This is a genomic window from Endoryza foliicola (assembly GCF_050589245.1).
Classification (GTDB): Bacteria; Bacteroidota; Bacteroidia; order Chitinophagales; family Chitinophagaceae; genus Endoryza; species Endoryza foliicola.
Genome location: NZ_JBOBEW010000010.1, coordinates 37225 through 43758, shown reverse-complemented (window position 1 = coordinate 43758; position 6534 = coordinate 37225). Strand labels below are relative to the sequence as shown.

Annotated in this window: 5 protein-coding genes; all 5 read right to left on the bottom strand. The window is 43.5% G+C overall.

The genetic code is table 11. The features are described 5' to 3' along the window. Window positions 1–1003: 1003 nt before the first annotated feature. Complete coding sequence (locus tag ACQ2HE_RS19130) at window positions 1004–1744, bottom strand: tyrosine-protein phosphatase (protein WP_430901750.1); 741 nt, start codon at window positions 1742–1744, stop codon at window positions 1004–1006. A gap of 89 nt (window positions 1745–1833) precedes the next feature. Next, window positions 1834–2763 carry a GDP-L-fucose synthase gene (gene fcl, locus ACQ2HE_RS19125; protein WP_430901748.1) on the bottom strand — a complete coding sequence of 310 codons (930 nt, stop codon included), beginning with the start codon at window positions 2761–2763 and terminating at the stop codon, window positions 1834–1836. Window positions 2764–2898: 135 nt separating this feature from the next. Then, on the bottom strand, window positions 2899–4014 hold the full coding sequence (gene gmd, locus ACQ2HE_RS19120) for a GDP-mannose 4,6-dehydratase (RefSeq protein ID WP_430901746.1): 1116 nt from the start codon (window positions 4012–4014) through the stop codon (window positions 2899–2901). Window position 4015: 1 nt separating this feature from the next. Beyond that, on the bottom strand, window positions 4016–4762 hold the full coding sequence (locus ACQ2HE_RS19115; RefSeq protein ID WP_430901744.1) for a glycosyltransferase family 2 protein: 747 nt from the start codon (window positions 4760–4762) through the stop codon (window positions 4016–4018). Window positions 4763–4792: 30 nt separating this feature from the next. Beyond that, window positions 4793–6532, bottom strand: a complete 1740-nt coding sequence (locus ACQ2HE_RS19110) for a carbamoyltransferase family protein (protein WP_430901742.1) — start codon at window positions 6530–6532, stop codon at window positions 4793–4795. Window positions 6533–6534 lie beyond the last annotated feature (2 nt).

The window sequence follows — 6534 nt, the reverse complement described above, 5'->3', positions numbered from 1 at the left end:
CTAGAGTTGTTTAGGCGCAATCAGCTCTCACTCTTTTTCACTTTATTCATCAAAACTAATTGGTATTCACTGTCTCGTAAAATCACCTATATTTTACCTCTTTGCAAACATAGGAGTGCGCAAAGACCGCAAAGGAGTCGCAATTTCTTTTACCGCAGCGTCGCAGCGATCGCGGCGGTAACGCAGCGTGCAACTTTTACTTCCGCTGAAGGCTCAACAACACCGTGCCTCCGAGCCCCCGTGGTGCTGTATTCCCCCGCGAAGCGGCTCTGCGCCCTTAAGTAAACGACTCTTCGAAATTCAAGCTGCCAAAAACTTAAAGCAATAACAGCCTCTTAAACCTAAGACCATTATACTTTGCGTTCCGGCTGTTCCTCCGCGAAGCGGCTCTGCGCCCTTAAGTAAACGACTCTTCGAAATTCAAGCTGCCAAAAACTTAAAGCAATAACAGCCTCTTAAACCTAAGACCATTATACTTTGCGTTCCGGCTGTTCCTCCGCGAAGCGGCTCTGCGCCCTTAAGTAAACGACTCTTCGAAATTCAAGCTTCCAAAAACTTAAAGCAATAACAGCCTCTTAAACCTAAGACCATTATACTTTGCGTTCCGGCTGTTCCTCCGCGAAGCGGCTCTGCGCCCTTAAGTAAACGACTCTTCGAAATTCAAGCTGCCAAAAACTTAAAGCAATAACAGCCTCTTAAACCTAAGACCATTATACTTTGCGTTCCGGCTGTTCCTCCGCGAAGCGGCTCTGCGCCCTTAAGTAAACGACTCTTCGAAATTCAAGCTGCCAAAAACTTAAAGCAATAACAGCCTCTTAAACCTAAGACCATTATACTTTGCGTTCCGGCTGTTCCTCCGCGAAGCGGCTCTGCGCCCTTAAGTAAACGACTCTTCGAACTTCAAGCTGCCAAAAACTTAAAGCAATAACAGCCTCTTAAACCTAAGACCATTATACTTTGCGTTAAAACTTCTTCCCTTCGCCGAAGGCGAACAACTCAAAAACTACAATGTTGGATTCAATAGTCTTCCGCTGTGCAACAAATCATTGATTGTTTCAGCAATACCGGAAGAATGGCGGAGAGCGTCTAAATGCCTGCTGTGGTGGAGATCGGTGCCTACTAAATTGATGTAATCTTTCTTGATAAGATACTGCGCCATGTCAACGGCAGCCTTACCATAGTGGCCCGTAAGAGAGAGAATATTCAATTGAAACAAACATCCGATGCTTTTCAACTCATCAAATAGTTCGCGTCTGTTCCATAAATAGCTGTAACGCTCAGGATGCGCTAAAATGGGCTGGTAGCCGTTGATTTGAAGTTGGAAAAACTGCTCCTTGTAATCCAAGGGAGCCGTTACAAATGAAAACTCTACCAGCACCTTATTTTCATGGATGGTGAGCAATTCTGTTCCTTTCTCAACCATCTGCTTAAAATGATCATCCATAAAATATTCCGCAGCTGCTCGCAAGGGAATATCAACACCCGCCATTTTCAAATCGTCTTCCATCATTCTACGCGCACCATTGATCGTCTTCGCGTCATTATTGTACATGTCGCGGATCACATGCGGCGTCGCTACCAATTTCTCGTATCCCAAATCCTTCAAACCACTGATCAATTCTCTAGAAACCTCGCTATCCGGTGCACCATCGTCGATCCCCGGTAATACATGCGAATGCATATCTACTCGAAGTCCACTAAAGTCGAGGGGTTTGGAGTATTTCTTTTTGAAAATTGAAAACATAGTGGCAAATTAAGAATTAAAAATTAAGAATTGTAGCCCCTTTTCTAGAGAAGGACGAATTCGGCTGTTTCATTATTAATTATCAATTATTACTTATTAATTCTCTCATACTCGGCATAAACTGCTTCAATCCCCTCTCGCAGACCAATCTTGGCTTTCCAGCCCATAGCATGAATTTTGGAAACGTCCATTAATTTACGAGGAGTGCCGTCGGGCTTCGAAGTATCGTAGTTGATGCTTCCTTGATAGCCAACAATATCTTTTACCAGATGGGCTAATTCACCAATTTCGAGATCCTCTCCCACTCCAATATTCACCAATCCTTCTTCATTGTATTCCTGCAATAAAAAATAACAAGCTTCCGCTAAATCATCGGCATGCAAAAATTCTCGCTTAGGCTTACCTGTTCCCCAAATCGTTACTTCGGGAACATTATTGATCTTCGCTTCGTGAAAGCGACGAATCAATGCAGGCAATACATGCGAATTCTGAGGATCGTAGTTGTCATTGGGGCCATACAAATTGGTTGGCATCGCAGAAATGAAATTGCAGCCGTACTGAGCCCGATAGGCATCGCACATTTTAATACCTGCAATTTTTGCTATAGCATAAGGCTCATTGGTTGGTTCCAACAAACCCGTTAATAAGTACTCTTCTTTCAAAGGCTGTGGCGCCATTTTCGGATAAATACAAGAGGAACCCAAGAACAGTAATTTCTTCACCCCATTCACATAAGCTGCATGAATGATATTCGCCTCAATCATCAAATTATCATACAAGAACTCTGCTCTATAAGTATTGTTCGCAATGATTCCACCCACTTTCGCTGCAGCCAAAATCACATATTCAGGCTTCTCCTTTGCAAAGAAGGCATTCACCGCCGACTGATCTCTCAAATCCAATTCTTTCGATGTTCTGGTAATGATATTGGTATAGCCCTTTTGCTCCAAATTTCTTTGGATGGAAGAACCTACCATGCCGCGGTGGCCGGCGATGTATATGGGAGACAGACGTTGCATTTTCTATTCTTGTTTAGTACATTGTTTCAGATGGAGGCTTTAGGCTTTGGGCCTTAGGCCATTCCAATTAACAAAAACGTTTGTATAAAGTATTCAGCCCAAGGCCTAAAAACCTAAGGCCTAACGCCTAAACACCTATTCAAACTGATTCCTAATCACATACCCATTATCCTTCAACAATTTCTCTCTCTTAAACAGTTCCACATCAGCGGCAACCATTTCCTGAACCAACATAGGTAGATCGTATTTAGGTTTCCAGCCTAGTTTTTCTTGTGCTTTGGTAGGATCTCCAATTAATAAGTCTACTTCCGTAGGACGATAATATCGTGGATCAACAGCTACCACTTCCTTACCAATTGGCAATTGGAATTCAGGATTACTGCAAGCCGTAACTACCCCTACTTCTTTGTCATCCGTTCCACTAAACTCAACGGTGATGCCCACTTCCGCAAAACTCATTCTCACAAATTCACGTACCGGCGTGGTAACACCGGTAGCAATCACGAAGTCTTCTGCTTGCTCTTGCTGCAAAATCAACCACATTGCTTCAATATAATCCTTTGCATGACCCCAGTCGCGCTGTGCATTTAAATTCCCCAAGAAAATCTTGTCTTGCATACCCAAGGCAATTTTTGCAACACCTCGTGTGATCTTACGCGTTACAAAGGTTTCACCTCTCAACGGACTTTCGTGGTTGAACAAAATACCGTTAGCCGCAAACATACCATAGGCTTCACGGTAATTTACTGTGATCCAGTAACCATAAAGTTTCGCAACAGCATACGGACTTCTGGGGTAAAAAGGAGTGGTTTCAGATTGTGGCACTGCTTGTACCAATCCGTACAATTCGGAGGTAGAAGCTTGATACACTTTTGTTTTCTTGATCATGCCCAGTAAGCGAACAGCTTCAAGAATCCTCAGTGTTCCAATACCATCGGCATTGGCAGTATATTCAGGCGTTTCAAAGCTTACATGCACATGGCTCATTGCGGCGAGATTGTAAATCTCATCCGGTTGAACTTCTTGGATAATTCGAATCAGGTTCGTGCTGTCTGTTAAATCACCGTAGTGTAGCTTAAAACGAACATTTCTTTCGTGCGGATCTTGATAGATGCTGTCAATACGATCGGTATTGAACATAGAACTTCTTCTCTTAATACCGTGTACTTCGTATCCTTTCTTTAGTAAGAAATCACTGAGATAAGCTCCGTCTTGTCCGGTAACACCGGTGATCAAGGCAATTTTAGGCATGTTATCGAATTAAAAATTGATTGATTTTTCGAAGGGGTTTGCACCATAGGGTGAAGAAATAAGGCTTAAGACCATTCATATCCCAGGCTTTACGATCTTCTTTATTGGCGTTGATGCGGTGTTTCAGCGTTGCATTGCTGGCCCCACCCATACGCATGCGTACGAGGTACTCAGGCACATAGGCCGCTTTCAATCCGGCTTTCAACATGAATCGTAAGATGATTTCGTAGTCAGCGGCCGTTCTTAAATCAAGACTGAACAATCCCAATTGATCGTACACTCTTTTACGAACAAAAAAACTAGGATGCGGCGGCATCCACCCCCAGTAAAAGCTATTCGGAGTGTAAGTGCCCGCTTTCCAACTGCGTACTACTTTTGAAATATCGTGTTGTTGTACGTATTGAAGATCGCCATACACCAGATCCACTTCGGGGTCTTCAAAGGCTTTCATTACGTTGCTGAGCACACTATTGTGTTGATAGAGATCGTCTGAATTCAGAATACCCACTACATCACCGGAGGCCATGCGTACGCCTTTGTTCATGGCATCATAAATGCCTTTGTCTTTACTGCTTTCCACTTTGGCTACATGGGGAAATTCTTTTACAATATCCAAGGTATTGTCTTTCGAAACACCGTCTACTATCAAATGCTCAATGCGCGGATAATCCTGCGCAGCGATGCTGGCAAGCGTATCTCGAACCGTTGCGGCACTATTATAGGTAGCAGTGATGATAGAAATGGTCATGGATATTGTTTTGGTCGGCTTTGAAACGAATTAGGAAGAGTGTCGAGTGATCACGCAGTTCTCCAACACCAACATGTCCATTTGCGTTCTCAAGTAGCAATCCAGCGCGTGTTCCGGAGAATTCACGATGGGTTCGTTTTCATTGAAAGAAGTATTCAATAAAACAGGCACGCCTGTTTTCTTTCTAAATGCTTCAATCAAATTATAATACCGCGGTGTTACAGCTTTATCTACTGATTGCAAACGTCCTGTACCATCGGCATGCGTTACTGCCGGAAGTACACTGTGTTTTTCTTTTTTAATAGGGAATACTTTCTCCATGAAAGGAACATCGTCCATTACTTCAAAATACTCACCCACATATTCCTTCAAAATAGAAGGAGCGAAGGGGCGGAAACTTTCACGACGTTTGATCTTTGAGTTCAACAAATCTTTCGCATCGGTTCTTCTTGGATCGGCAATAATGGAACGGCCACCCAGCGCACGTGGACCAAACTCTGCTCTGCCATTGAACCAACCTACTACACCTGCATTGATCAACTGATCACTAACGATATCGTATAACTGCTCATCATCGTAGCGCTTGTATTCAATACCACGAGATTGCAAATAAGTTTCAATTTCTTCGTTGGTAAAACGACTACCTGTATATGCCGACCAAATAGCCGCAGCACGAGGTTGCTCCAACACATGATTGTAAACGTATAAAGCCGCACCCATAGAGATTCCGGCATCGTGACCGGCAGATGGGATGTACACTTTATCGAAGGTTGTGTTGCGGGTAATTTTTCCATTGGCAACAGAATTCTGTGCCACACCACCAGCAATACATACTTGTTTTAATCCGGTTCTTTTTTGAAGATGGTTGAGAATGTGGAAGATCAACTCTTCGGTGATGCGTTGAACAGAAGCGGCCATGTCTTTGTGATACTGTGTCAACTCCTCGCCTTTCTGACGTACGGCACCGAATTTCTCGGCCATGTATTCGCTGTACAAAGGTGCTACCACAGGGATATGGTCTTCACCATAACTCACAATGCCGCTTTTGGCACTTCGGAAATATTTTGAATTCAATTCAAAGAGGCCATTGTCTTTGAAAATGAGTACATCTCTAATTTTGTCGACATACTGAGGATTGCCATAAGGAGCCAAGCCCATCACTTTGTATTCATCACCGTAATGAGGAAAGCCGAGTAATTGGGTAAACGCTGTATAGAACAATCCAACGGAATGCGGGAAATCAACGGAATCGATCACTTCAATTTTGTTACCTCGACCTATACCGATCATGGTAGTACTGAAATCGCCGGAACCGTCAATAGACAACAAAGCTGCTTCTTCAAAAGGAGAAGCGAAAAAGGCAGAAGCCAAGTGAGAACGGTGGTGTTCTACTTGGTGAATTTTTGCTTTGATAGCGGCTTTAGAAACCGAGGGGTCAATTTTATGAAACTCTTCCTCTAACGAACTCACCTTTTTGGCATTTTTCAAGCGATCCAAAACCGCATTGAAACCGCCACCAGGGTTCTTCAGAAGAAACAACATTTTCTTATCGAGTTTGGCTTTGGGATCGCGGCCAATTGCGATATGATCTACCTGAGCGAGGGTAATACCTGCTTCTCTCAAGCAAAACTCAACTGCCATAGAAGGAAAACCGGCCCAGTGTTTCACGCGACGGAAACGTTCCTCTTCTGTTGCTGCGATCATCACTCCGTCTTTAAAAATCGCCGCTGAAGAATCGGCGTGGTAAGCATTTAGTCCTAGGATATACATAA